The following is a 26573-nucleotide window of genomic DNA, read 5'->3' on the forward strand; positions in this document are numbered from 1 at the left end:
TATCAGCTAAATTTCAATTTTTCCATCCGGGACTTCCTTATTTCATCCGCATTTCAATTTTATCATCCGCGATTTCTGCATTTCATCCACATTTCGATTTTTCCAGCTAGGAATTCCACAATTCAGCCTCATTCAACTTTTATCATCCAAACCCCAGTTTGATAGAATGACCACCAAGATACGCCCTCTGAATTTATGCCTTACTCGATGATAGTGAATCAAACGTTTGATCGAGTTAACTTACCGGCGCTTCTTCTTCTTTCGCCGCTTTTGTTCAAGTTTCCGCTTTCGTTGCCGTGCGATGCTAATGACTGGTGTATAGGTCCTTTCATCGGCCCGTAGCTCTTTTTGTCTTTTTCCCATAAAGATCTCAGCTATAGGGTAAAACGACATCGGATCATCCAGATTTGGTTCAAAGTCCAGGTTGAAGTAATCCCCAAATTCACTAGCCTCAGAATCGCTTAATTTTAGATCTTCTCTTGTTGGAAGGGCCTGGATCGTTCCTTCAGATTGAGCAGTAATGGAAAAGAGGTCGAGCAGTCCGTTCGCTAATAACTCCCTAAACTCTGTTGCATCCAAATTCTTATAATGGCGCGCTCCGACTAACATTTTCCGATAATGGAAAGCAGCTTTCTCCAATTCATCTGCCCGGTTCAAAATTTGCCCAAGTGAAAATTGTGATTCGCTGTGACCCGCACCCAACTCAATTGAGCGTTCAAATGCTGCTACTGCCAAGTCAGGCCGGTTCCCCTTCCAATACACATTCCCAAGTTTATTCCAAATCAATGCTCTGTCATCAGCATCGTCATCTGAAAGCATCTTTTTTAAAAGGTACTCCTCGCTATCTGTTGCAAATTGATGCGTAGTTCCATCGAATAATTGGTACTCTCCAACGGCAAAACGATCATCCTTGACCGGACCATCCGTCATTTGTAAAGCAGTGGTCACACGAATAAGATGGTCTCGAGTAATCTCCCAATTGCCAGCGCTATTACAGGATTCACATCGAAAGTAACCCGTAAATTGTAGAGCATCCTCCGTTTCACCTTCACCTTGAAGCTTCTCTTTGTTGACGAGTACTGTTCCCACGTCATATGTTCCTATCTCGCTACAATCCCCGCATTTCATTGACATTTCATTCTTACTCATCAGCATTGGGAAGTCATCCATCTTTTCAACAATCAGCTGAGTGTAATTTCCAGAAACCGCTGCCACAGACGGTTTATTCACTGCTTCCCCTGTCAAAAATTTAACGAGCAATGGACTTACACCTAGATCTTTCATCAAAACGCCCCCTCTGAATAATCGCATTTTTACCATTGTATCATTCATATGTATGAGTAGAAGGTGGTTTCGAATGTCTATTGAATAGCTGTACTTGGTCCGACTTAAAGGCCAACTTGGGAAAACCCACCCCAAAACACCTTGAATATTCACTCTAATTTGACTGAATTTTCCCAATATCCACAAATTACCACGTGTGCTATTATAATAGTAATACACCGTTGGAGGGTTATCATGGGACAAGCCGCATTAATTTCTCAAGATTTAAACACTCAACTAAATAGCTGGAACGCTTATATACTTGAAAATGATATCCAGAATGCAACGAAAATGAAAGAAAACATAACAAAGCAGTTAGATTATTTAACAGTTAAGGACTCGTCTTTATTCTTACAAGCAAAATTAATAGAATTGAATTTTTATCTATTAATAAAAGATAATGAGAAAGCTGAAGAAAGTATGAATATTATAGAGCCATATGAAGAGGTTCTTACAGAAGAGTTGAAATTTTACTATCATTTCTACATGGGGCATTATGCTTATTTACAAGGTAATTATGAGTTGTCAATAACTAAGTATGAGCATGCTGTTAAGTACATTGATCACATCGAAGATAATTTTTTACATGCAGAATATCATTATAAGATTATGGCAACTTACTATTTTAACAGTCAGATGATTTTTTCACTGACTCATTTAGAGCAGGCGAATGACCTGTTCAACCTTTCGGATAAAAAGAATATTATACGTAGTGCAGATTGTCAAATGGCGTATGGATTAATTTACATCGACATGAAGCAATACGACTTAGCCGAAGAAAAATTCCATACAGCTTATATGTACTCGAAAAAAATAAATGATGTACAACTAGTTAATCGGGTACTACATAATTTAGGTTTTTTTTATGCAGAACAAAGACTTTCAGAGGCTGCGATTCGATATTTGAAACCAGTCATCAATAGAGAAAATGAACGATCTTATGAGCATTATATTAGGGCACTTTTCTTAATGTATAGAGAATATTGCCGTAACAGAATGAAGGAAGAAGCATTAGAATGCTTAAATAATGCCTTATCTTACCTTGAAAAAAATGTAAACAAAGAGTACATGTACAAGTTTCAATTGGTTAAGGTTTTATACCTTAATGATATAAATATTGATAATGAGCTTTTTGAGGAAAGTATTACCTATTTTAGGCAGAAAAAACTATGGGATTCAGTGGAGTCATATTCTAAATTAATTGCTCAAGCATATAGCAAGGCTAGTTACCTTGAGCAAGCAGTTTATTATTATGAATTAGCCCAAACGGCTAGTCATACAATTTTTGAAATGGAGGCGTTAAAATGAGAAAAAAAACTTTACTTACAACCTTTACTGCAACCGCTTTATTATTTGGAGCGGGTACATTAGGAGTAGATACAAATCCGGTGGCTGTAGATGATGAAAAAGGTGCATTAGGGAACAAAAAAACATATGTGGTAGATGATGAAAAGGGTGCGTTAGGGAGTAAAAAAACATATGTGGTAGATGATGAAAAAGGTGCATTAGGGAACAAAAAAACATATGTGGTAGATGATGAAAAAGGTGCGTTAGGGAATAAAAAAACATATGTGGTAGATGATGAAAAAGGTGCATTAGGGAACAAAAAAACATATGTGGTAGATGATGAAAAAGGCGCATTAGGGAATAAAAGAACATATGCGATGGATGATGAAAAGGGAGCTTTTGGAGTTAAAAAGTCATTGGTATAATCAAGCCGTGTAATTAAATATTAGTTGTAAACCAAAAAGACCCTATTGTATAGGGTTTTTTTGAATCCTTTCAATAGTGTTATCCTTATATTCCCCCCATTACCACCATTCTTACTAAAAGTAGTAAACAAATCTAGTGCAAAAATCACATGTAAAAATACTCATTTTTCGAATTTATTAATAAGATGATAGAACTCCTTCCTTAGTATAGGTAATATAAGGTTAGGTTAAATTTGGAAAGCGATGGTTTGTGAGGAGCAAAACACTATTCACATGAATCATAATGAGGTGAAATCATGGGTTTCTTTGATGAACTGAATGACCTTAAGAACGTAATTTCTTCAAGGTCCAGTGATGTACAAGAAAAAATTGACCGCTTACGGCAAGCAAAGTCAGACATTAGAAACGAACAAAGTTATCTTCTCGGCGAAATTAATCAAATTCAACGACCAGAACTAGCGAGAAGCTGGATGGGTACTAGATCTGGTGATTTTGAAAATGATCGAGGAGAAGCTTTTAAAACAATGATGCGAATTGGAAATGACCGCTATGAAGATTATGAAAGAATAATAGAGATGCAGATTAATTCCTTAGAAATGCAAAAAGGCTTTATAGACGGGGCTTTCGCTCTTGCTAATGAAGCTGACCAATTGTTGTCTAAGGGAGAAGAGGCTTTTGATGATATTCAAGCGAAAATCGATAGCATAAATTGGAGGTTATTCTAATGCACGTCAGATCAATAGGTGGAGGAACCTCCAGTCAACAGATCAAATTAAACCATGCTGTGGTAATGGCGAAGCTTGGGGAGGTTAAGAGCGCACTTGAAAGCTTGCAGCTTGCCCCGCCTCCCTCAGAACAGCTTGGACAGAACAAATTAAGCTATACGGATTTTTGGCAAGAAAGAGAACAAGGTATTCATAAAATGATAAAGGAATATATTTCCGTTGTTGAAAAGAATATAGATGACACCAAAGCGAATGTAGATTCATTGAAAGAGCAGGACGAGGCCATTACAAGAACATAATGAAGGGTAGACGGGGACTGTGAAAGTATATGAAGCTCCAACCTTATTAGATACAATGTCATCCCGAAAAAAGGATTATGAAACCTTAAGAGAACAGTTGCACACTTTAAAAAAATCGTTTCAAAGCATCGTCGAACTTGATGACGAATTTCAAGGAAAAGGTGCAGACGCAATCAAAGGATTCTATCGAGCACAGACCGATGTGGCGGAATCATGGCTTCGACTTGTGGATCAGCAAATCGCATTTTTTAACGGAATGGAGGGGGATGCGGGGGACAAAGAACTTTCCGGTGATACCACTGTTGAAGTTCCTTTTCTTGAATCAGACCTCTCCCAAAGTGCTATGCGAGCGGATGAAATGGTTACAGACCAACAATCAGAACTCCGGACAATTTTTGGCCGTATCAATGATATTGTTTCCCTTGATGTTTTCCCACGGGACCATTTTGACGAGCAAATGGCTAAGGCAGAAAAGAAACGTCGAAATACGATTGATGCCGTTGAGCAGCTTGATACTCATTGGAAATCAGAATATGAAACAACTGTAGATGACCAGCAACTTGTCTTTGGTTTATTTCAGGAAATGATGAATGCCACTCGTCAAGGAAATCAAATTTCCCCAATCCACTTCAATGCGACTGCTTACCACACGAGTGAGATCTATCAATTAAAAAGGCAAGCGGAACAACAGTCAAAGGACTATCTTAAGTTCAAGGAAGAGCAGGCAATAGCACGGGAACGAATCAAGGAACTCGAGGAACTAGAAAACCGACCTTGGTATGAAAAATTGTGGGACGGAACGAAAACCTTTGTTGGGGAATTCAGCGGGTATTATGACTACCTGAGAGCAACAGAAGGTGTCGATCCAATTACTGGCGAAAAACTAACTACTGCCCAACGAACAGCAGCTGGAGCTATGGCCGCAGCTGGATTTATTCCCGTGGTAGGTTGGGCTGGACGGGCTTTTAAAGGCGGAAACGCTATTTATAAGACCACCAAAGGTATCAATGCCGCTGATAATGCACTAGATGCGTACCAAAACGCGAAAGCATTCAAGAACTTAGAGAAAGCAGAGTTCGGGATTTACGGACTAGTTTCTGCAAATGGCTTTGGTGAATACTTTACCGGGAAAGATATGTTTGGAAATGAATTAACGGATGAACAACGCCAAGCGAGCCTTTTTCAGTCATTGGGTATCGTAGGCGTTGCTGGAGCCGCTCGTTGCGTTGATCATTTACAAGCTAAAACCCCTAAGTTTAAAGCTCCAAAAAGTACGGTAAAAAGCTTTGATGGTCAATTAGATGGTGTACTAAAAAATCATGGTCTATCAAGAGCAGAGTTTAATAATTTAAAATTAAAACCAATGAATTCGTTAACAGATACTGAGCTAGAAAAACTAAAAGCTATTAGAGGTGCTGTACCACCTATAACAAAAGATACACTTATTCAGAAAACAATCCCAGTGAGTGATATTAGTAAGTATTTAGATGGTTCTTATACCAAACTCGGGGGTTATGTTGCTAAAGCAGTTGATGTAGAAGAAATAAAGTCATACGATGATTTTATTGAGAGTCTAAGATTGGACTATGTTGATAAGAACGGTAATAGACCATATCCAGAAGGAGGAGGGCCATATGGGGTTGTGAAGTTTAAAACCGAATTCACTGATAATGTGGAAATTCCATATGGAGGTAGATTTGGAGGCTCCAACACCGATGACCCACCTTGTACTCTAAACGGTTTTACGGGTTCTAGAAATGGTAAAACTATACCAGAGTTTAGATTTGATAGATACTATGCTCCTACACACGGATCCGAATTGTACAAAGTGGTTGATGGAGAAGAATTTCTTGAAGGTATTTATAATGAAGATTTAGGGAAATTTGTAAATGCAAGGACAAAGTAGTTCTGGAGGTAATGATGATTAGAACAGGAACTTACGCATTGTATAACGGAAATGAATATAGATTTAGGCGTATTGACGATCAAACGATAAGACTAATTAGCAACAATAAAAGCGATACATCAAAGGGATTTGTACATCTTGCTGAGAACGTTTATACAATGGATGTTCGTGTAAGTAAAATTGATGATCTATATTATATATATTCCGATGGAATATATAAAGGTAATAAGTTTGGAGCCACAGAGGGAAGCAAAGGAAAAGTGTTACTGTCTACACCGGATGCCCAACTTGCTGAACAATACGACTTTGACCGTACAGATAAGTACTTATACTCAAAGTACGTTGATTATAGTGAGGTAGAGATTGTAGAGGAAACAAAGCCATATTCGTTAGACTAGTAGCGTTGTTAACCCTTCCAGAAAGGTGCTGTGAAGTTCGAATAGGGCTTGATTTGAAGTCGAATCTAGCATTTTCTAATAATGGGACCGATGGTTCTATTCAATTTGAACTGGTAATTCCAGGTATAAGAAGGATAGATTTATGTTTAAAAAAGGGATGTATGCAATTTATGGGGGAAAAGAATATCGTTGTAGTAAAACTAGCGACGGCAAAATAGAATTAATTAGTAGAGACCATGCAGATTTAAACTTAGGATTCGAACACTCTAAAACAAACAATAGTGTATATATAAAGGTAGTTTCAGTTCAAGAAACTGATGATGTGTTTCGTATAAATCCATTGGCAAAGTATAAAGGTGAACTATTCCCAGTTTCAGACGGGGGTAAGGACAATGTGTTATTAGACACAACAAATACGAGCCTTGCAAATAAATATGGATTTGAACGCACTGATAAGTATATGTACTCTAAGTACGTCGATATAAGTGAAGTAGAAATTATAGAGGAAAAGAAACCTTATCCAAAAGAATTATTAACATAAAGTGTCACTTCCGTTTTTTTTTCTTATGTTTTTGTTAATAATAATTTGAGCTGTAAATTGCAATAATAACTGCACCACTCTTACCCCGGTCTTTTAGGATATCTCCCTAAATATATTAATTCACGAAAAGTTAATCAAAAACGATAATTGTAAAATGAAATACAACGGGTAAGAATTATAAAAGAACCATCCGTGAGACCTTCGTGTAAATTGTTTTCGTCGACATTTTTATCGGTCTCACGATGGTTTTTTTGATGCCGTTAAGCTCCTTGATGTGTCTACTGGAAAGAAGAGTACCAGAACTCAGTAGATGCTGAACGAATGACACAGGGGTTATTCCAAGAGATGAGAAATGCCTCTCGACAGGGTAATCAAATCTCACCTATCCATTTTGATGCGTCTGCGTACCAAACAAGTGAGATCTACCGCTGAAGGGAAAAGCAGAGCAACAATCAATGGACTATCTGAAGTTTAAAGAAGAGCAGGCGATAGCACGTGCCCGAATAAAAGAACTTGAAGAATTAGAAAAAAAGGAAGAAGAGAATCCGTTCTTAGAGACACTAAATAGCTTTAAAGAATTTGGAGACGGTTTCATGAACGGATTAGAGGAACGGATCGATAAAGCAACAAATTCCTGGTATGACTTTGGCAATTATATGACGCTTGGTGCATTTGATGGAGTAAATTCTTTTGCGGATGGATTAGATGAGCGAGCAGATGTTGCTACAAACTCTACATATGATTTTATCTTTACCCGAGAGAAGACTCCCTCTTCAATCGCGTAAATGCTGAAACCCAGCGATAAGAGGGAGATGAATTTTGGTTGGTGATAGCCAAAACTTTCCTCCTTATGATATAATAAGAACAAATGTTCCTGTTAAATTGTAGGGGTGAAATCATGTTGATTCATAAAGCCTATCAATTTCGGATATATCCCAATCACACACAGATCGAACTTATTAATAAAACCATTGGCTGTTCAAGATTTGTATTCAACTTCTTTCTTAGTAAACAAAAAGAAAAGGACGCTTATTGGTATATCGTCGAAGAAATGGTTCAAAATGGTCAGCTTCCAGCGAATAACTGGAAAGGAAAATGGTTTAACAAATACGATACAGTAAAAGTGCTCCCCGAACTAAAGAAGCATTATCCTTTTTTGAAGGAAGTCGATCGTATTGCTTTGCAAAAATCAGTAGAAAATTTAGCTGATTCCTATAACCGCCATTACAAAAAGCAAACGAAACAGCCACGTTTGAAGTCTAAAAAGAATCCTGTTCAATCCTATACCACGAAATTTACTAACGGAAATATTGCTGTCCTAAACAACTCTATTAAAATGCCCAAACTTGGCCTTGTCCGCTTTGCAAAAAGCCGTGAAGTCCAAGGACGAATTTTGAGTGTTACCGTCAGACGAAAGCCCTCTGGTAAATATTTTGTTTCTCTAATGACAGAAACGGAAATCATTCCATTACCGAAAACCAACACGTCGATTGGAGTGGACGTTGGTCTAAAAAATGTTGCTATTCTTTCGGATGGAACCGTCTACCCCAATCCAAGGTTTTTCCGTTCACTAGAGGAAAAGTTAGCGAAAGCACAAAAAGTGATGAACAGACGAACGATAGGCGGTGAAAACTGGTACAAAGCGAAAAGGAAAGTGACACGTATCCACGAAAAGATTGCAAATGCAAGAAAAGACTATCTGGACAAAATCTCCACTGACATTGTCAAAAACCACGACATAATCGGGATGGAAGATTTGACCGTTTCCAATATGATGAAAAACCATCATCTTGCAAAAGCAATCAGTGAGGTATCCTGGTCACACTTCAAAAAAATGATTGAATACAAGTCCAAATGGTACGGTAAACAAGTCGTGACCGTTTCAAAAAACTTTGCCAGCAGTCAACTGTGTTCTTGTTGCAGCTACCAAAACAAAGACGTTAAAAATCTAGGATTACGTGAATGGAACTGTCCGCAGTGCCATACTCATCATGATCGAGATCTTAACGCAAGTATAAATCTCAAAAATGAAGCTATAAGGCTTCTAACCGCAGGGACTGCGGGGATCGCCTAATCCATAACTAGTGGGTACACTAGTGTTCTTAGGAATCTCCCACTTCAAACAGACCGTAAGGTTGTTAAGTGGTGAGTAGTTCAAGAACTATATCACAATGGGTGGAGCAGACCTTGTGAACGGAGCGGTAAATCAAGAAGACAATTTCTCGTCAGACCATTGGTTAAATAGCTTTGGGCTTGCTGCACTTGTAGCTGGAAGACCGTCAACAGCAGTAAGGTCTACACCAGGTAAATTAAGCTCCAATCCCAGTACACCAACATGGACAAAACGTCCTGCACTGACCCTGCCAGAAAAGTGGAACGAAATAAGACTAGGACTTAATTTGAATGAACCAAAGTTAGCATTTGCAGGTGATGGGAATGTGTCCTATAAAGGGGAGATTGATCAGAATCCAGTAAAAGAGGAGACTTTGGCGAAGTACTCAGTATCTTCAGAAGCGAAGGTAAATAAACCGGATCAAAATATTAAATCTGTTAAGTCTATTACTCATGGTATCGATGCTGAATTTGTTAGTAATAAGCTACCAAAAGGAAAAGGGTTTGCAGCTGAAATCGATCATGTGTTAGATGAAGTAGGGCTAACCAAGGATGAATTCTATGACATGCAAGCAAAACTACATACACAACTTACACCAAGTGAGCTTGAGAAAATGAGACAAGTTCGTGAGACTGTGCCACCGCTAGATGAAACTAGTATAATGCAAAAGGTACTGCCTCTTAATAGAGTAGACAAGTATCTTTCTGGGGATTATGTAACAGTGGGGGGTTGCTTGGCTAGGATAGAAGATGTATCTGATGTTATTAGTTCTAAGGATGTTATTGATTCATTACGTTTAGACTACGACAAGACTCCATTTTCACCATCTGAAGGATATGCAGTTATTCGGTTTAAAACAAACCAATATGAAAAATTCGGTATTCCATATGCTGAGGAGCTTAACAGTTCTAAGGCTATAAAGGAGAATGAATATATTGTAGACCCTCAAACTGGACATGGATTTACAGCCGCAGAAAATGGTCGTATTATTCCTGAATTCGAAACGAAGTATCTGGATGGTGCACTTCCAACAGATGGTGAAATATATATTGTTAAAGGCGGTACCGAGGAACTTGTAGGACATTATGATGTATTTGATGGAAGATTTAAACCTCTAAAGGAGCATTAAGATTATGATTAGAAAAGGTGAATACGGAGTATTTTCTGGAAAAAAATTTGAATTATTTTACTATAACCAAAGTTATTATTTACGTTCCAGGGATCAACAAGATACAGAAATAGGTTTCTCTTCTGTAGAAGGTAGGGATTCACTATATATAAAAAAAGTTGATAAAAGTGACCTTGAAGATGCCTATGAAATAGTGCCATATGCTTTTTATAAGGGTTATAAATTCGGTATAGCAGGTTTTAGTAATGAAAGAAAAACAGTTTCAATTGTAACAAATGACCCAAAGGTAAGAGATTTATTAAAGTTGGAAGCTCCAGGAGTAGCAGAATTTACAAAAGACGTCCCTATTCACGAGTTGGATGTCAAAGAAGAAAAAAGACCAATTATGGGATTTAGCGATAAATAAGTAGCAAGATATGAAGGAGTGGTCCTGTTCTCTTCTTTTTTTTATAAATTAATGTGGTGCTTTTGTTGAATTTGTTTAGTTTGTTGATTATATAGTGATTTGTTGGATATAATAGGGGTAGGAGGTGGGTTACATTGACACACATCTTAGACCAGGAACAAGATAAAATGTGGGAAAGTGTTCAAACGTTAGCCGAAATTGATGTAGATCAAGCCAAAGCGGTCTTCAAAGCCGTTATTGAAAGGTCACTACAACAGTTGGACTTATTAACTCCTATGGTGTCTAGCATGCGTTTGTCGCTGCCTAGTGCAGATGATCTTCTCCAACTTCAAAGCATTGAAAAAAGCATGCGGGATGCCCTAGCTCATCAAGACGAAGAGAAAACCTATGAGATCTTGGTGGATTACATTGAGTATGTGAGTAAGATGGTAGAAGATGATCCGCATAAAATTCAAAAAAAACTGTTAGCTTCTTTTTTGTCAGAAGGCCATAAACGAAAAATGAAATTAAAACAAGTAGATGGTATATATGCTATAACAACACCGGTCGCTCCACTATCTAAGGAAATAGATGTTGCTTACTACACTCCAAAAGAAGTGGCTAAAAAATTAGGATTAAGTGACCAAACCATTCGTAGAATGTGTGAAAAAGGGAAGTTTGAAGGTGCATATAAAACAGATGGAGGACATTGGAAGATTCCACAAGGTGCCTTCATTACAACAACAAAACAAGATAAACGTGCTGAAGACGTTTTAAGAAGGATTGACGCAAATAATAAGGAAGCAGGGGATGTTGATGAATTTGATCTATGATTTCCCATCCCCACCAAAGATTTTCATTGACACAACGGTACTATGTGGAGCGTTGCGGGTCGATGGTGTAAACCGGAACATCCTTAAAGCGGCCCGCCTTCCTAAATTGTTTCAGCCTGTTGTTTCAAGGGTTTGTTTGTTTGAATTTGTTCGAAATGCCTCACAAGGACTCGGAAAGGGTAATAATAGTGTAATTTATAAATCAGAAGAAATTGAAGCGTTTCTACAGGAATTCCTAAGACCTATTTTCGATCATTATTCACATCTGCCGGTTAATAGTTTAATAGGACGTTATAGTGTAAAAACCATCATGCAAGAGCATCGTCCAATTGGTGATGTATTGGTGGAATTAAGCGGTTGCAATCATCAAATGGTACAAGAAATCGCATCGACACAAGAAATGTCTGAGCCACTACATCGTTTTGATCAAGATGACTTTCATGTTTGGATCACTGCGATTCAAGAAGCATGTAATTACATACTAACCACTAATCATCGTCGTTTTCCATCTGAAATTGGCAAAATTAAACGAATTCATCCGAGTAACTTTTACGAGCACCTAGTAAATCCTTAACTCGTTTCCTACACTTTGAACACCTCAACAAATTAAACATTAGAAGGATAATCCCTCGGTTAAATTATTGTTTAACACAATACATGCATGTTACACAGATGAAGAATACAGAAAAGTAAAAGCTTCACACATTATAGGTGCGGTTTGATTTTTGTATATTTTTGGTTATAAAAAAGGTAGTGATCACAAAGCACAAAGCTATATAATCGGAAACAAGCCTCTTAGGATTTCCATAAAACTACTCTAGTAGAATAATAAAAAGTATGGAGTACAAGGAGTCTAAAAGCGGTGGGGGAGGTAAAATACAAAAGGGATCTTCCATAATAGGGAGGCCCCAATTCTTATTTGTATCAATTGTGATCTTTTATACAATCAAAACGTAACCGGTAAATTTTTCAATCCTCGAATAAGAAAGCTTGAGCGCCATTCCAATGAATCTGGATTGCCTTTTATCTTCAGGTTCGGCATTTTTTGCAATAATGAACGAACGGCAATTACTCCTTCAAGTCTTGCAAGCGGAGCACCGACACAGTGGTGGATCCCTGTTCCAAATGCAATATGGCGGTTCTTTTCACGTGTAATATCAAACAGGTCAGGTTCAGCAAATTGCTCCTCATCCCGATTAGCGGAGGCAAGCGAAACAATCACCCAATCGCCTTTAGACATTGAGTGTCCTTTCCATTCGAAACTTTCACCCGCCCACCTGTCTGTCGAAACCTCAACAGGACTGTAATAGCGCAGCATTTCTTCAACCGCTGAATGGATGAGGGCCGGGTCCTCTTTTAGCTTCTCGAATTGATGCGGGTTTTCGAGTAATGCAAGCACACCATTCCCGATCATATTTACGGTCGTTTCGTGACCAGCAATAATCAGTAGGACAATCATCCCATATAGCTCTTGTTCGTTCAGTTTATCGCCTTCTTCTTCGGCCAAAAGCAAGCCGCTGATCAGGTCGTCTTCAGGATTGTTCCGACGTTTCTCGAGCAGTTCATGTAAGTATTGAATAAACGCCTGTGTGGCTGGTAATACGACTTCCTGGTACTCCTCAGCATCACTCGCTCCGTCAATGAGAATATCCGACCATTCCCGAAATTTGTTCCGATCTTCGGTTGGAATACCGAGCATTTCAGAAATGACGATAATCGGCAGCGGGAAGGCAAAGTCATCGATTAAATCCATCTCCCCATTCCCTTGTACCTCATCCAACAGCTCGTCCGCAATTTGCTGCACCCGTCCTTGTAACTGGTTGATCATTTTCGGTGTAAAAGCCTTCTGGACAAGCTTTCGCAAACGTGTGTGGTCAGGCGGATCAGCAAACAACATCATTTCCAATCCATTATCCAATTCCGGTGGCGGGGATATAGGGTTTTCCTCGCCACCCATTAGCTTTCGGGCATCCTTTATAAACCGTTGATCCTTCAATACCTCACTTGCATCCTGATAACGTGTTATGAGCCACATCACCTGGCCCTCTGGGGAAACCATCCGGTGAACGGGATCCTCTTTTCGTAATTTTTCATAAAGGGAATGAGCATTATCTTTAAATTCTGATGTAAACAAATCTGCTGGTTTAACGGTAAAATCAAGCTGATTAGTCATCTAAATCCTCCTTTTCCACAATGGTTTGAAAAACTTCGTCGTAACAAGATGATCAGAGCCTTTTTCGTTGGGTCTTTACAAAGTAGCTTCATGAAAAACGAACTGCACCTCTTCTATAGATTTCCAGAACTGGAGGCGATATTCCTTCTGCCAATAGAACTGTTCATTAATTAGTCATAAGGACATTAAGGATGGTAGTGCCAAGTATGTTCAAATGGGCTTATTTTCGCTAAACATATTCATTTAGTCAATAATGAATATGTTTAGTACATTTAAGTACAATTGTAAGAATTTTCTCTAAAAAAACCCTTGATTCGTGAAAGCACTTACACTATAATGTCATAAAAGGTAGTAATGTTTATTTAAAGGTAATCATGAAAGTGTGATTTTAATTTTTGGAGGTTTGATATGATAGACATTTTGAAAAGGCTTAATCCTTCCCTTGATCTTGCTGATGTAAGGGATCATTCATTTTTACGGTATGGGAAAGTACTGGAGGATTTTCCTATAGCTAAAATGGAAGAACTAATGAAAGAAACTAAAGTTCCCAAGACGGGAAATGACTATGTCCATTCTGTCTCTTCATGGGAAGAGGGTGACTTCAAGCTCTTAGTCGAATCCGAACATTATGGGGGAATGGATATTCAAATAGGGTATTGTAATGGGAAAAACTCTAGCTTAAACGCATTGGAATACCACAAAGGAAGCGAGATCAATGTTTCCATTACAGATTTTGTTCTACTTGTAGGACATGTTAATGACCTAGTAAACGGAACATTTGCAGTGGAGAATATTGTGGGTTTCTTTGTCCCGAAAGGAACCGCTATTGAGATGTATCAAACCACCCTCCACCTCGCCCCTTGTAAGGTATCAGCTGAGGGATTTAAATGCGCTGTTATATTACCGCGTGGAACAAACACACCACTATTGGAGGGAGAGCAGGGTTTGGACTCTTTATTATTTATGAGGAACAAGTGGTTGATTACCCACCCTGATGCAGAACGTTTTGTTTCAAATGGAGCCCATGTAGGCATTGATGGCCCTAATATTTCGGTGATCTATCCAGATTAATTATAAACACTAAATTTAAAAAAGGAGGAATTGCAACTATGTGGTTTACGTTACTATCGTGTGTGTTTTTTATGGGAATAGTAGGTTGGTATTCGTATCAAAAGTCGAAGGGGTCCGTAAATGATTCAGATGGTTACTTTCTTGCTGGGCGTGGTTTATCAGGCGGATTTATCGCTGGGTCACTTTTATTAACAAATCTTTCAGCTGAACAGTTAATAGGGTTAAATGGACAAGCGTATCGTACGAACTTGTCAAATATGGCATGGGAAGTCACTGCTGCATTTGCGATCGTGATCATGGCCTTAATCCTTTTGCCAAGGTATCTTGGTGGTGCTTTCACAACGCTTCCACATTTTTTAAGTACACGTTACGATGAAGGGGTACGCCGCTATACGGTGATGTTATTTATGCTAGGATATGTATTTGTAACTATTCCCTCCGTATTGTATTCAGGAGCTCTTGCGGTATTAAAATTGTTTGATGTTCCTGGGCTGCTAGGTATTTCATTTAATCAATCTGTATGGGTTACCATTTGGGTGATTGGAATTATCGGAGCCGTATATGCAGTATTCGGAGGTTTGAAAGCGGTTGCGATTTCGGATACGTTAAATGGAATTGGGTTAATGGTAATCGGCCTCATTGTTCCAATACTAGGCTTTATCGCACTTGGTAATGGTAGTGTGATGGAAGGGATGAAAACGATTACTACCGAGCATGCAGAAAAATTAAATGCTGTGGGATCAAGCACAGACTCAGTACCCTTTGGCGCAATCTTTACTGGAATGATCTTTATGAACATGTTCTATTGGGGTACAAATCAGTATGTGATCCAGCGTACATTAGGAGCAAAAAGCCTTGCTGAAGGTCAAAAAGGTGTTCTTTACTCAGGATTCTATAAACTGGCTGTTCCATTTTTAATGATGATTCCAGGTGTCATTGCGTTTCATTTATACGGAAGTACTTTGGATCCTGTTGATCTAGCATATCCGGCTATCGTATCAAATCTATTACCAACTTTTATGTCCGGATTATTCCTTGCTGTCTTATTGGGTGCCGTTTTCTCTAGTTTCAATTCTCTCTTAAATAGTGCCGCCACGATGTTTGCCCTTGATATTTATAAAGCAGGAATCAATAAAGACGCGACTGATAAACAGGTTATCACTATTAGTAAGTATTTTGGAAGCATTCTCGCGCTAGTGTCCTTCTTTATTGCACCAATGCTAATGAATGCGCCTGATGGACTTTGGGATTTAATTCGTCGTTTTACCGGATTCTTTAATATCCCGATTATTGCCATTGTGTTAGTCGGTATCGTTTCCAAGCGTATCCCGGCAATTGGTGCAAAAATTGCCATTATTTTTCATGTCATTACGTATTATATGCTGGTTTGGGGAGTAAATCAGCTGTTTGGTATTGACATAACAATGAACTTTATCCATATTTCAGCCATTCTATTCGTTATTGAAGTAGCGATAATGATGGCTGTCGGTAAAATTCGTCCACTACAACAACCGTATACGTTTAAAGCGAATCCAAAAGTGGACATGGTCCCATGGAAATATACGATGCCAGTTACGGTCATTCTTTTAAGTTTAGTTGTCGGCATGTATCTATTATTCTCACCAATTGGTGTTGCTTATACAGAAGGAATCGTATCGAAATGGTTCTGGCCTTCAGTTGTAGCTCTTACAATCGTTACCGCGATTTGTTTTTGGTTCGCTTTAAAGAGCTGGAACAAGAAATATACTGGGTATCTTGAAAAGAAACACGAAGAAGCTGTTCGAATCACGAAAAATAAAACTGCATAACTATTATAAGGGAGAGGACGCTTATGTCAGCAACTACATCCGTTACCGCTTTTAACGTAATTGAAAAGAAAGAAGGCTTTGAGGTACGACTTGATGGTCGCCTTGTTTTCGAACATTCCATGAACCGACCGTTTATATTTGTTGGAAGTGGAGAAGAAACGATTGATATGTATCGTGGTAACTTTAAATTTGAGGATTATTTGATTGAACGTGTTCCCCTACGATATGCCGCGATTACAAATCTAGGAGATTCATATGAAATTTCTTTCCGTCGCTTTTCTGATGACAAAGATGTATTATCAATTCATTTAGGCCAAGATGGTGATGCTCTTAAAACTGCATTTCATTTGAAGGACAAGTCTCTTAATCGTTTTTGGATACGAGTAACTTCAGATAAAGAGGAAAAAGTTTACGGATGCGGAGAGCAATTATCTTATTTTAATATGCGTGGGAAGAATTTTCCCCTCTGGACATCTGAGCCAGGTGTTGGAAGAAATAAGAATACTTACACAACCTGGCAGGCTGATGTGAAAGATCAAGCCGGAGGGGACTATTATAATACCAATTTCCCTCAGCCAACATTTATCTCTACAAACAAATATTTCTGCCACGTAGAAACAACAGCTTATGCAGATTTTGATTTCAGACATGAGGATTTTCATGAATTACAAATATGGGGAATTCCTTCCTATATCCTTTTTGAAGGAGCACCAACGTATAAAAAACTTGTGAATCGTTTAACAGCACGATTAGGCCGACAGCCAGAATTGCCTGATTGGACGTATAACGGCATATGGCTTGGAATTCAGGGCGGAACAGATCTCGTAGAAGAAAAGCTTGAACGTTCACTTAAGAAAGGTTTAAAAGTAGGTGCTGTTTGGTGTCAAGATTGGCAGGGGAAGCGGGTTACTTCTTTTGGTAAGAGGTTGATGTGGAACTGGCAATGGAATCCGGAAGAATATCCGAATCTAGATAAAAAGATCCATGAATGGAAAGAACAAGGGATTCGCTTTTTGGGTTACATTAACCCGTATGTCGTAAAAGAGGGACATTTATATAAAGAAGCCAAACAAAATGGTTTTCTAGCAATGGCTGAAGATGGGGGAGATTACCTCGTAGACTTTGGGGAGTTTTATTGTGGAGTCGTAGACTTTACGAATGAAGAAGCCTATAGATGGTATAAATCTGTGATAAAAGATAACTTAATTGATTTTGGTCTTGACGGCTGGATGGCCGATTTCGGTGAATATTTACCAACCGATTTAAAACTCTCCAATGGAAAACCAGCAACAATCATGCACAATGCATGGCCAGCGTTGTGGGCCAAAGTCAATCATGATGCTGTAAAGGAAGCGGGAAGATGGGGAGATATTGTTTATTTTATGCGTGCAGGATATACCGGAATTCAGGCAACGTGTCCGTTACTCTGGGCAGGCGATCAAAGTGTGAACTGGAGTTTGGATGATGGGTTAGCTTCCGTTATACCAGCTGCATTATCTGCGGGTATGACAGGTTGTGGAATCCATCATAGTGACATTGGTGGTTACACCAGTCTTCATGGCAACAAACGCACCAAGGAACTGTTGCTTCGTTGGGTGGATATGGCTGCGTTCACACCAGTCATGAGAACTCATGAAGGCAACCGTCCAGATGACTGTTTTCAATACGATGGAGATGATGAAACATTAGACCATTTTGTAAAAATGACAAATGTTTATGTAACACTTGCGCCATATATGAAAATGCTCGTTAAACAAAATGCTGAAGAAGGTATTCCTGTTCAAAGACCATTATTCATGGAATATGAGAAAGACGTTAGGTCGTATGACATTCAATATCAATATTTGTTAGGGACAGATATTCTCGTGGCTCCAGTGCACGAGGAAGGGAAAACCACGTGGAAAGTGTATCTTCCAGAGGATGATTGGGTTCATTTCTGGAGTGGGGAAGCGTATAAAGGCGGAGATATAGAGGTGGATGCTCCGATCGGACAACCACCGGTCTTTTACAGGAAAACCTCTTCTTATAGGGAGTTGTTTGTAAAAGCCGCTCAAGAAAGTGTCGGAAAATAAAACATACCTACCTATTTTAAAAGGTAATTATCTATGTTATAGTAGAGTTGGAAATAAGGAAAGGTGTAGAAGGGTTGTGACCAACGATGTTAAATAAGGTACTTTATATACCGATTGGAAGAAAGACTTTCGATTTGGAAGCTGCTGAAGAACAGCGTAATAAGAGCTCGGAATTCTTGAGGCAAATAGCTGAAGATTTAATAGAGCCAGGGGAAATTATTACTTCACCCGAAGAATTAGAACTGTTTTTAGCAAAAATAGATGAAAAAAACGAGATTGTTAATACAATCTATCAAAGTGTTACATTTGCAGATGGCGAATTTGTTCAATCACTCATTGAAAAGGTGAAAGCACCAGTTATTGTCTGGTCTGTACGTGAACCCAGTGTGGGGGGGAGACTCCGGTTAAATTCCCTAACAGGGGGTAACAGTACGAGTCACGTTCTCCGTTGTGCGAATCATCCGTTTTCGTTTGTATTTGGAAATGCAGATGAAGCTCAGGTTCAACAGAAAATAAAAAAGCAACTTCGGGTACAACAAGTAATTGAGGAACTTAAACAATTAAAAATCGGAGTCGTTGGGGAACACCCGCCAGGTTTTTTCTTCTCTGCAACCGATGAAGATAAATTGCATCAACAGATGGGGGTTACGGTTACCCATTTTGATCTTAATCAGGCATTTGAGGAGTGTGTTAAGCTTCCTCGAGAAAAATGGGAAGGGGCCATTGAGCGCGCCGAACAACAAGTGATTGGCTTGAACCGAAATGATGATACGGTAGAGCGTTTTGCGCAGTTTTCAACTTATGTGAAAGAAAAGATTGAAAAGGAAAATGTTTCGGCACTTGCGGTTCGGTGTTGGCCAGACTTTTTTAATGAGTTGGGAGCGGCTGCATGTTCAACCCTTTCACAATTTACAGAAGACGGAGTCGTTTCGTCATGTGAGTCCGATATTCATGGCTCTATCTCAATGTTTATATTACAACAACTGTCCGGTGGGAGTGCCCCTTACCTAGGAGATATGGTTCATATGAATGAAGCTAGTAACTCCGTTGTATTCTGGCACTGTGGGGCTGGTGCCTATTCTTTAGCCCATCCGTCACAGGGGGCAAAGTCTGGCGTCCATCCGAACCGTAAATTGGGCTTTACAATGGAATTCGGCCTAAAACCAGGCCGTGTTACCCTATTCCGTGTCGGCTACACTCCAGAGGGATACCGGTTGCTTGTGATGCGTGGCAATGCACTTGATACCCCGCAACGATTTAACGGTACTTCCGTAGAAGTTAAACTGGAAACGGATGTAAATGACACGCTTTATCAAATTATGGAAGAAGGCTTTGAACCTCATTATGCGCTCGTTTATGACGATGTTGCAGAGGAGTTGGTTGAGCTTGGCCGGCAGCTAGGATTAGAGACTACTGTGTTTACGACGGACTGAAGGGAGTCGGATTAATGAAGAAGATTGCCATAGGGCAGGCCGGCGGACCTACAACTGTTATAAATGCGACACTTGCCGGTTTTGTAAAAGAAATGACACCTGATTTTTCCTTATTCTTTATTCAAAATGGGTATCAGGGACTTGTTCGTGGTGATTTACTGGAAGGAAATGAGGAGAATATAAACTGGGTCTTAGAACATCAAAATGTTCCTGGAGCCTGTCTTGGTTCAGGGAGGTATCCTTTCACCGATGAAAAATTAGAAAAAGCTGTTCAGAATCTTCGTCAAAATTCGATTGAGGTTCTTGTATTCATCGGTGGTAATGGAACAATGGAGGCATTAAACAAGGTTGAGAAAGCAGCTAAGGATCAGGGATATGACCTTCAGGTTATTGGACTTCCAAAGACAGTGGATAATGACCTCGGTTGTACGGATCATGCCCCAGGGTTTGGCAGCTCAGCAAGGTATGTGGCCCAAGCAACAAGAGACATAAGTCGTGACCTTCATGCGATGCGGAATTTTGAACAAGTGCGTATTCTGGAAACGATGGGAAGAAATGCAGGGTGGCTTGCCGCAGCATCCGGCTTATTAAAAACTTTTGAAGAAGAGGGTCCTCAGTTTATTGGACTTCCAGAGCGTCCAATGAAGCAACTTGATTTGTTAAGTACAGTAGAAGATGCAATTCGCAAATATGGATGTGCCACAGTTGTAATAAGTGAAGGAGTTAAATGGAGTGAGGGAGTCCAAATTCAGCGGGAAGAAGTGAATGGTCGGGCTGTCCTAGGAGGCATTTCAGGAGAAGTAGAACTGTTCTTGAAGAAAGAATTGAATATAATGGCCCGTTCAGAACTTTTAGGTATTAATCAACGGAGTAGTTCACAATCTGTATCAAATTTAGACCGTTATGAGTCTTTTCTAACAGGAATCACAGGAGGTAAATGGATTAAAGAAGGCTGGTCCGGAATCATGGTTTCCATGCAAAGAGATGACGATATTCGTTATAATGTAGATATGAAACCAGTCCAATTGGAGGATGTGGTAAAAGCAGGAGAAAGATTGATGCCTGCGCACTTTATTGATAACCGTGATCGTTACTACGAATGGTTACTCCCTCTAGTGGGCGATGAATTGCCAACTTATCCTCCAATGATCCAAAGGAGAGACTTATATGTCAACCAACAAAATTAACCCAAAAAAAGGTGAGGCGCTCTATCTACAAATAAAGGATGTTCTGATTAATCGTATTCAAAATGGGGCCTGGAAACCAAACACCCTTATTCCTACTGAGCAAGAACTGATTAAAGAGTTTAACGTGAGCCGTACAACAATTCGGCAGGCCATTTCAATTCTTGTACAAAATGGACTGCTTGAAAAAAAGCAGGGTCGCGGAACAATTGTGAAATCACAGCGTCTAGTTGGAAATTTAGGTAAACTTAGGGGGTTTGCTGAGGAAGTGGTCGAAAGAGGCCAAACCCCTCATTCCAAACTTTTAAGAGCTGAATTTAAAGAGGACCTTTATCATGAAATGGATATGCTCGGAGTGAAAGAGGGGGAAGCTATTCTTTTAGTGGAACGAATTCGTTTTGCTGACGAGATTCCAATTGCTCTGGAGCGTACATGCTGGCCCAAGGAAGTAGGAGAACTGTTAATTGAGTGTGATTTAAACCAGGCAAGATATTATGAAGTACTTGAACAATACAATTACTATCTGAAAAGCGCGAACGAAAGGATTACAGCCATCAATGCAACGATCAATGAAGCTGATTCTTTAGGTATTCGCCCAGGTGAAGCTTTGTTAGAAATGACACGTTTAAGCTTTGGGGTAAATGATCATCCCATTGAATATACAAAAACCAAATACCGAAGTGACAAGTATCACTATAATATTGAACTGGAAAGGTAGAAAGGGGAAAGATATGCCATTTGTAAATGGGAGTCAAATGTTGGAGCATGCGCGTCAAAACGGGTATGGAGTAGGAGCATTCAGTGCCCATAACGCCGAATCCATTCAGGCGATTTTGGAGGCTGCTGAACAAGAACAATCACCAATCATGATTCAGGTGGGGCAAAAAGTAATTCAAAGTATCGGTCTTGAGCCAATGAAAGTTCTCATTGATAGTTTTGCAAAAGATTATTCTATTCCTGTCGCCATTCACCTCGATCATAGCCGCCAATTCGATCAAACCATGCAAGCCATTCAATTAGGTTTTCAATCGGTTATGTTTGATGGCTCAGCACTTTCATTTGAGGAGAACGTTTCAACAACAAAAAAAGTTGTTGATGTGGCAAGATCGCTTGGTATTGGAAGTGAAGGGGAAATTGGGAAAATTGGTGGTACCGAGGACGACATTACCGTAGATGAAAAAGATGCTTTAATTACAACAACCGAGGAAGCTGTAGCATTTGCTGAAGCAACAGGGGTCGATTACCTTGCTGTTTCAATTGGTACTGCCCATGGTATTTATAAAGAAACGCCAAAACTGCGATTTGAGAGACTTCAGAAAATCTCAGAAGCCGTTCAGCGTCCCATTGTCCTTCATGGAGGTTCGGATGTGCCGGATGTGCAGGTTCAGCAGGCAATATCTTTAGGCGTTGCAAAAATTAATGTGGATACCGAACTTCGCCAGGCATTTACGAGAGGTGTTCAGGAAATCTTTGATGAAAATAGAGAAGAATTTGTACTTGCCAATTCGTTAGGAAATGGAAGACAACGGATGAAGGAAAAAGTTCAGGAGAAAATCCGTGTGTTCGGTAGTTCAGGAATGGCCAAAGATCTTTTAACAGATAAAAAGGATGTAACGTTATAACCTTTAGGGAGTGATGTTTTGTATGAGTACAGCAGTATCAATTGAAAATTTCGGTTTATTTATCAAGGGGCAATGGCGAGAAAAACGTACAACTACGGATGTATTAAACAAATACACACAGAAAGTAATAGCTAAGACAGCTGTTTCAGAAGAGCAAGATGTTCAAGATGCAGTAAAAGCAGCAAAAGAAGCACTTACTAAACCATTTCATCCATATGAACGGTACGCCGTATTAAAAAAGGCGGCTGAAGGACTAAGAGAACGTCAGGAAGAGTTAGCTACCATTCTCGCAGAAGAAGTGGGAAAGCCTATTGCCGATTCCAGAGGTGAGGTGGAACGTGCAGCCTTAACATTAGAAATCTCAGCTGAAGAGGCAAAGCGCATCCATGGAGAAGGGATCCCTGTTGAAGCTGCACCTGGATCGGAGAATCGCCAGGCATATACAAAACGAGTACCAGTTGGCGTAGTTGCAGCCATTACTCCTTTTAACGTCCCATTAAATCTAGTGTGCCATAAAGTTGGTCCTGCGTTAGCCGCTGGAAATAGCGTTGTATTAAAGCCTGCAGAAGTTACTCCTGTTTCAGCTATTGTGTTAACGGAGGTATTCGAAAAATCAGGATTGCCAGTAGGTCGTTTAAATGTGGTAACCGGGGCAGGTTCAAAAATTGGGGAATGGTTGCTTCAGAATAACGATGTTGATATGTTTACCTTTACTGGAAGTCCAAAAGTAGGCCAACTGATTAGAGAAAAAGCGGGACTTCGAAAGGTAGTTTTAGAATTAGGGAATAACTCGGCAACCATTGTTCACAAGGATGCTGATATTGAACAATCGGCAACACTGGTAGCACAGAAAAGTTTTAACAACGCCGGCCAGGTATGTATTTCTGTTCAACGTGTATATGTCCATGAGGATATTTACGAATCTTTCCTGAATAAAATGAAAGATGTGACAAATGCACTTGTAGTTGGTGATCCTAAAGATCCGGCTACAAATATTGGGCCGATGATTGCTGAAAAAGAAGCAATGAGAGTAGAAAAATGGGTCAACGAAGCTATTCAAGAAGGAGCAAGTGTTGAAACAGGCGGAAAACGCGATGGAGTATTCTATGAACCTACTATTCTTACACATATTAACGATAATATGAGGGTCTGCAGAGAAGAAGTATTTGGACCGGTCGTTGCCGTTACTACTTATAATGATGTGGATGATGTAATTTCACGGGTTAATGATTCAGAATATGGACTTCAAGCTGGATTGTTTACGAATGACCTCGCATTTGCAATGAAAGCTGCAGATCAAATTGAAGTCGGCGGTCTCATTATTAATGATACTTCTGGTTATCGTGTCGACCATATGCCATATGGTGGTGTGAAGAAAAGCGGGAGTGGTAAAGAGGGACCTAAGTATGTCATTGAAGAAATGACAGAAGAACGGATCGTGGTCTTTAATTTGTAAAACATGGGGGCCTTAATAGGTCCCCATGTTTCAATTGGTGTTAATAGATCAAAAGTAAGAGTGTTACCTTTTAGTTCGTTTATAATATAAGGAGAATGAACCATGTCCATAACAAGTATTTTGCTGCCCATATTTTTCGTATTCGGAGTCGGATATTTTGCTCAACGTTTGTTGAATTTAGAAACAAAAGAGCTATCTAAACTTGCAATCTATGTAATGGTTCCTTTTCTAGTTTTCCGCACCTTTTACGAGCAGCCAATAAATACTTCTTATGGATATTTGGTACTTTATTTGCTTGGATTGTGTACTGTTATCATTGTGATTGTAAGTGTGTTATCGAAGGTGTACGGCTATAATGAACCGGAACGGTGTGGTTTGATTCTTGCTTCAGCATTCATGAATAATGGAAATTACGGAACTCCCCTTACTTTCTTTTTGTTCGGAGCAGCGGGAATGGAAACAGCTATTATTTTAATGGTTATCCAACAATTATTGATGAGTACCCTTGGGGTATATTATGCTGCAAAAGGAAGTTCAGTGGATAGCGGTGTAAAAGCTGCTCTAAACGCTGTAAAAAGAATGCCAATGGTCTATGGAGCCATAATCGGACTTGCTTTTCAATGGCTTCATATCCCACTAGAAAAAGGGTTACTGGATGGAGTTAATTTTATCGCTGATGCTGCTATTCCCGTCATCATGATTACGTTAGGTATGCAGCTGGCTAATATTAGTGTGAAAGCGGTGGACTGGAGAAAGCTGTCTACGGCCTTAACCTTAAAACTTATTGCTGCCCCAGTTATTGCAGCTCTAATTGTATGGCAGATGCCTTTAGATGAGATGACAAAGCAAATCATGATTATTATGGCGGCCACACCTACCGCAGCAAATACAACAATGATCGCGATCCAGTTCCAGACCGAACCACAAAATGTTTCTAGTGCAACCCTTGTAACAACAGTCATGAGCGTCATTACGATTCCAATTGTTATACTGTTAACGTTGTAAGATTTTATGACAAAACCAATTTATGTCTAAGCAGACACTTTGCAGGTGCCTGCTATTTTAATATAGGAACATTTTTGAAACATGAAATAAAATCAAATTATTTGAAATGCTCATTCATAGATTGACAGATGTATTATCAATTATTATGAGCATAAATTTGTGGATTGCTGGAACCATATCGAGACGGGGAGTTTGTCCGATCGTGATCAAACTTATTGGCCGCATGTTCTTTCGCTCTCTTTCTCATAAACAGCATGACCGTTAATATAAGTAGCTATCACATTTGCCTGTGTATCAAATGGACCGTGTGACCAAATAACAAAGTCTGCGTCTTTTTCTGTTTCGATAGATCCAACCCTATTGTGAATACCGGCTAACTTGGCAGCTTCGCTCGTAATACTTCTTAATGCTACGGTTTCATCCAGACCGTATTTAACGGCTTCTACCGCGCAAATAATTAAGTAGTGGATTGGAATAAACGGGTGGTCTGTCATAATCGCAAATGGGATTCCCGCTTCATAAAAAAGCTTGGGAGCCTCGGGTGTTGAATGGCGTGTTTCATATTTGGATGACGGTAGCATATATGGTCCAAGAGTCACACTTGCACCGCTTTCTTTGATGGCTTCCAACATCATGTGTCCTTCCGTACAGTGTTCCAAACATAGTTTTACTTGGAACTCCTTTGCAATTCGAATCGCTGTGGCAATATCATCAGCCCTGTGGCAATGCAGGTGCAGGGGCATTTTCCCCTCGAGGACATCAATAAACGGGGCGAGATCCGTTCGATTCGCAATCTCAGCCTCCCGCTCTAAATCGGATAAAGCCAGTGCATCCTGAAAGCCTTTCCGAATCAGACGGGCAACGCCCATTCTCGTAACCGGTGTTTTTTTGTATTGCTGCCCGAATACATTTTTCGGATTTTCACCAAGCGCTCCTTTTAAACCGCTCTTTTCCGTTAAGATCATTTCTTTTAATGAACTTCCGCCCGTTTTTAAAATGCTCCAAATTCCGCCAATCGGATTGGCGCTGCCTGCCCCCGTCTGAATCGTCGTAACTCCTCCCCGGCGCGCCATCTCAAACGAAAAGTGGTGAATATCAATCCCATCGATAGCGGCCATTTGAGGAGTAAAAGGGTCTGCGTATTCATTAGCATCATTAATCTGTTCATGAACTTCTCGCCAAATGCCAACGTGGGTATGAATATCTATAAGGCCCGGCGTGATGACACACCCATCTACATTTTCGACATCTGCATCAGATGGAACATTGGTTTCACAGCCAACCTTGACGATTTTTCTGTCCTTAACCCAAATGTCAGCATTTCTAATGATGGTATTGGTTTCATCCATTGTATAGACTGTTGCTCCTCGAAATACTTTTAGCAT

At 39.6% G+C, this 26573-nt stretch carries 25 protein-coding genes; 22 read left to right on the plus strand and 3 right to left on the minus strand.

Annotated features, from left to right (window positions below; genetic code table 11):
* Positions 1-240 precede the first annotated feature (240 nt).
* Positions 241-1284, minus strand: coding sequence for a tetratricopeptide repeat protein (locus tag NON16_RS07365; protein ID WP_257348163.1), 1044 nt, complete (start codon positions 1282-1284; stop codon positions 241-243).
* 234 nt (positions 1285-1518) lie between these two features.
* Between NON16_RS07365 and NON16_RS07370 the strand changes: the two genes are divergently transcribed.
* From NON16_RS07370 to NON16_RS07430, 13 genes are all read left to right on the plus strand, one after another.
* Complete coding sequence (locus NON16_RS07370) at positions 1519-2631, plus strand: hypothetical protein (protein WP_257348164.1); 1113 nt, start codon at positions 1519-1521, stop codon at positions 2629-2631.
* Positions 2628-3035, plus strand: a complete 408-nt coding sequence (locus tag NON16_RS07375; RefSeq protein WP_257348166.1) for a hypothetical protein — start codon at positions 2628-2630, stop codon at positions 3033-3035. Before NON16_RS07370 ends, NON16_RS07375 begins: the two co-directional genes overlap by 4 nt.
* A gap of 296 nt (positions 3036-3331) precedes the next feature.
* Positions 3332-3760, plus strand: coding sequence for a DUF5082 domain-containing protein (locus tag NON16_RS07380; protein ID WP_257348168.1), 429 nt, complete (start codon positions 3332-3334; stop codon positions 3758-3760).
* A complete protein-coding gene (locus tag NON16_RS07385; RefSeq protein ID WP_257348169.1) occupies positions 3760-4059 on the plus strand; it encodes a YwqI/YxiC family protein in 300 nt (99 codons plus the stop codon). Before NON16_RS07380 ends, NON16_RS07385 begins: the two co-directional genes overlap by 1 nt.
* 19 nt (positions 4060-4078) lie before the next feature.
* A complete protein-coding gene (locus tag NON16_RS07390) occupies positions 4079-5965 on the plus strand; it encodes a ribonuclease YeeF family protein (protein WP_257348170.1) in 1887 nt (628 codons plus the stop codon).
* Between the two features lie 14 nt (positions 5966-5979).
* The gene (locus NON16_RS07395) at positions 5980-6363 is read left to right on the plus strand and encodes a hypothetical protein (RefSeq protein ID WP_257348171.1); all 384 of its coding nucleotides are present in this window, start codon (positions 5980-5982) and stop codon (positions 6361-6363) included.
* 142 nt (positions 6364-6505) lie between these two features.
* Positions 6506-6904 carry a hypothetical protein gene (locus NON16_RS07400; protein ID WP_257348172.1) on the plus strand — a complete coding sequence of 133 codons (399 nt, stop codon included), beginning with the start codon at positions 6506-6508 and terminating at the stop codon, positions 6902-6904.
* 455 nt (positions 6905-7359) lie between these two features.
* On the plus strand, positions 7360-7689 hold the full coding sequence (locus NON16_RS07405; protein WP_257348173.1) for a hypothetical protein: 330 nt from the start codon (positions 7360-7362) through the stop codon (positions 7687-7689).
* A 113-nt stretch (positions 7690-7802) separates the two neighbouring features.
* On the plus strand, positions 7803-8978 hold the full coding sequence (tnpB, locus tag NON16_RS07410) for an IS200/IS605 family element RNA-guided endonuclease TnpB (protein WP_257348174.1): 1176 nt from the start codon (positions 7803-7805) through the stop codon (positions 8976-8978).
* Positions 8979-9093: 115 nt separating this feature from the next.
* The gene (locus NON16_RS07415) at positions 9094-10146 is read left to right on the plus strand and encodes a hypothetical protein (RefSeq protein WP_257348175.1); all 1053 of its coding nucleotides are present in this window, start codon (positions 9094-9096) and stop codon (positions 10144-10146) included.
* 4 nt (positions 10147-10150) lie between these two features.
* Positions 10151-10552: a hypothetical protein gene (locus tag NON16_RS07420; protein ID WP_257348177.1), complete on the plus strand. Its 402-nt coding sequence runs from the start codon at positions 10151-10153 to the stop codon at positions 10550-10552.
* A gap of 134 nt (positions 10553-10686) precedes the next feature.
* The gene (locus NON16_RS07425) at positions 10687-11364 is read left to right on the plus strand and encodes a helix-turn-helix domain-containing protein (RefSeq protein WP_257348178.1); all 678 of its coding nucleotides are present in this window, start codon (positions 10687-10689) and stop codon (positions 11362-11364) included.
* Positions 11348-11938, plus strand: coding sequence for a PIN domain-containing protein (locus tag NON16_RS07430; protein ID WP_257348179.1), 591 nt, complete (start codon positions 11348-11350; stop codon positions 11936-11938). Before NON16_RS07425 ends, NON16_RS07430 begins: the two co-directional genes overlap by 17 nt.
* 372 nt (positions 11939-12310) lie before the next feature.
* Here NON16_RS07430 and NON16_RS07435 read toward each other — a convergent pair whose 3' ends face one another.
* Positions 12311-13537: a cytochrome P450 family protein gene (locus NON16_RS07435; RefSeq protein WP_257348181.1), complete on the minus strand. Its 1227-nt coding sequence runs from the start codon at positions 13535-13537 to the stop codon at positions 12311-12313.
* Between the two features lie 408 nt (positions 13538-13945).
* Between NON16_RS07435 and NON16_RS07440 the strand changes: the two genes are divergently transcribed.
* The 9 genes from NON16_RS07440 (at position 13946) to NON16_RS07480 (ending at position 25188) form a co-directional block, all read left to right on the plus strand.
* Positions 13946-14608, plus strand: coding sequence for a DUF4867 family protein (locus NON16_RS07440; RefSeq protein WP_257348182.1), 663 nt, complete (start codon positions 13946-13948; stop codon positions 14606-14608).
* 38 nt (positions 14609-14646) lie between these two features.
* Positions 14647-16416, plus strand: a complete 1770-nt coding sequence (locus NON16_RS07445) for a solute:sodium symporter family transporter (protein ID WP_257348183.1) — start codon at positions 14647-14649, stop codon at positions 16414-16416.
* A gap of 23 nt (positions 16417-16439) precedes the next feature.
* Positions 16440-18488: an alpha-glucosidase gene (locus NON16_RS07450; protein ID WP_257348184.1), complete on the plus strand. Its 2049-nt coding sequence runs from the start codon at positions 16440-16442 to the stop codon at positions 18486-18488.
* Positions 18489-18574: 86 nt separating this feature from the next.
* Positions 18575-19921 (plus strand): sulfoquinovose isomerase, encoded by a 1347-nt coding sequence (gene sftI / locus NON16_RS07455; RefSeq protein ID WP_257348185.1) that lies wholly within the window; start codon positions 18575-18577, stop codon positions 19919-19921.
* A 14-nt stretch (positions 19922-19935) separates the two neighbouring features.
* Positions 19936-21108, plus strand: coding sequence for a diphosphate--fructose-6-phosphate 1-phosphotransferase (locus tag NON16_RS07460; protein WP_257348186.1), 1173 nt, complete (start codon positions 19936-19938; stop codon positions 21106-21108).
* The gene (locus NON16_RS07465) at positions 21089-21823 is read left to right on the plus strand and encodes a GntR family transcriptional regulator (RefSeq protein WP_257348187.1); all 735 of its coding nucleotides are present in this window, start codon (positions 21089-21091) and stop codon (positions 21821-21823) included. The genes NON16_RS07460 and NON16_RS07465 overlap by 20 nt, the downstream gene beginning before the upstream one ends.
* 13 nt (positions 21824-21836) lie before the next feature.
* Positions 21837-22727 (plus strand): class II fructose-bisphosphate aldolase, encoded by an 891-nt coding sequence (locus NON16_RS07470; RefSeq protein WP_257348188.1) that lies wholly within the window; start codon positions 21837-21839, stop codon positions 22725-22727.
* Between the two features lie 22 nt (positions 22728-22749).
* Positions 22750-24183 carry an aldehyde dehydrogenase family protein gene (locus NON16_RS07475; RefSeq protein ID WP_257348189.1) on the plus strand — a complete coding sequence of 478 codons (1434 nt, stop codon included), beginning with the start codon at positions 22750-22752 and terminating at the stop codon, positions 24181-24183.
* Between the two features lie 102 nt (positions 24184-24285).
* Positions 24286-25188, plus strand: coding sequence for an AEC family transporter (locus tag NON16_RS07480; protein WP_257348190.1), 903 nt, complete (start codon positions 24286-24288; stop codon positions 25186-25188).
* A gap of 212 nt (positions 25189-25400) precedes the next feature.
* Here NON16_RS07480 and NON16_RS07485 read toward each other — a convergent pair whose 3' ends face one another.
* Positions 25401-26573: an amidohydrolase family protein gene (locus tag NON16_RS07485; protein ID WP_257348191.1), complete on the minus strand. Its 1173-nt coding sequence runs from the start codon at positions 26571-26573 to the stop codon at positions 25401-25403.

This window comes from Pseudalkalibacillus decolorationis (assembly GCF_024609785.1).
In the GTDB taxonomy this organism is placed as follows: domain Bacteria; phylum Bacillota; class Bacilli; order Bacillales; family Fictibacillaceae; genus Pseudalkalibacillus; species Pseudalkalibacillus decolorationis.

What these genes read in the sequence shown, in the direction of transcription:
- NON16_RS07370 (WP_257348164.1), top strand. Translation starts at nt 1,519, where the DNA reads ATGGGACAAGCCGCATTAATTTCTCAAGATTTAAACACTCAACTAAAT.
- sftI (WP_257348185.1), top strand. Translation starts at nt 18,575, where the DNA reads ATGTTAAATAAGGTACTTTATATACCGATTGGAAGAAAGACTTTCGAT.
- NON16_RS07365 (WP_257348163.1), bottom strand. Translation starts at nt 1,284, where the DNA reads ATGAAAGATCTAGGTGTAAGTCCATTGCTCGTTAAATTTTTGACAGGG.
- NON16_RS07420 (WP_257348177.1), top strand. Translation starts at nt 10,151, where the DNA reads ATGATTAGAAAAGGTGAATACGGAGTATTTTCTGGAAAAAAATTTGAA.
- NON16_RS07475 (WP_257348189.1), top strand. Translation starts at nt 22,750, where the DNA reads ATGAGTACAGCAGTATCAATTGAAAATTTCGGTTTATTTATCAAGGGG.
- NON16_RS07400 (WP_257348172.1), top strand. Translation starts at nt 6,506, where the DNA reads ATGTTTAAAAAAGGGATGTATGCAATTTATGGGGGAAAAGAATATCGT.
- NON16_RS07465 (WP_257348187.1), top strand. Translation starts at nt 21,089, where the DNA reads ATGTCAACCAACAAAATTAACCCAAAAAAAGGTGAGGCGCTCTATCTA.
- NON16_RS07450 (WP_257348184.1), top strand. Translation starts at nt 16,440, where the DNA reads ATGTCAGCAACTACATCCGTTACCGCTTTTAACGTAATTGAAAAGAAA.
- NON16_RS07405 (WP_257348173.1), top strand. Translation starts at nt 7,360, where the DNA reads ATGGACTATCTGAAGTTTAAAGAAGAGCAGGCGATAGCACGTGCCCGA.
- NON16_RS07440 (WP_257348182.1), top strand. Translation starts at nt 13,946, where the DNA reads ATGATAGACATTTTGAAAAGGCTTAATCCTTCCCTTGATCTTGCTGAT.
- NON16_RS07485 (WP_257348191.1), bottom strand. Translation starts at nt 26,573, where the DNA reads ATGCTAAAAGTATTTCGAGGAGCAACAGTCTATACAATGGATGAAACC.
- NON16_RS07375 (WP_257348166.1), top strand. Translation starts at nt 2,628, where the DNA reads ATGAGAAAAAAAACTTTACTTACAACCTTTACTGCAACCGCTTTATTA.
- NON16_RS07395 (WP_257348171.1), top strand. Translation starts at nt 5,980, where the DNA reads ATGATTAGAACAGGAACTTACGCATTGTATAACGGAAATGAATATAGA.
- NON16_RS07445 (WP_257348183.1), top strand. Translation starts at nt 14,647, where the DNA reads ATGTGGTTTACGTTACTATCGTGTGTGTTTTTTATGGGAATAGTAGGT.
- NON16_RS07385 (WP_257348169.1), top strand. Translation starts at nt 3,760, where the DNA reads ATGCACGTCAGATCAATAGGTGGAGGAACCTCCAGTCAACAGATCAAA.
- NON16_RS07435 (WP_257348181.1), bottom strand. Translation starts at nt 13,537, where the DNA reads ATGACTAATCAGCTTGATTTTACCGTTAAACCAGCAGATTTGTTTACA.
- NON16_RS07470 (WP_257348188.1), top strand. Translation starts at nt 21,837, where the DNA reads ATGCCATTTGTAAATGGGAGTCAAATGTTGGAGCATGCGCGTCAAAAC.
- NON16_RS07380 (WP_257348168.1), top strand. Translation starts at nt 3,332, where the DNA reads ATGGGTTTCTTTGATGAACTGAATGACCTTAAGAACGTAATTTCTTCA.
- tnpB (WP_257348174.1), top strand. Translation starts at nt 7,803, where the DNA reads ATGTTGATTCATAAAGCCTATCAATTTCGGATATATCCCAATCACACA.
- NON16_RS07430 (WP_257348179.1), top strand. Translation starts at nt 11,348, where the DNA reads ATGAATTTGATCTATGATTTCCCATCCCCACCAAAGATTTTCATTGAC.
- NON16_RS07460 (WP_257348186.1), top strand. Translation starts at nt 19,936, where the DNA reads ATGAAGAAGATTGCCATAGGGCAGGCCGGCGGACCTACAACTGTTATA.
- NON16_RS07480 (WP_257348190.1), top strand. Translation starts at nt 24,286, where the DNA reads ATGTCCATAACAAGTATTTTGCTGCCCATATTTTTCGTATTCGGAGTC.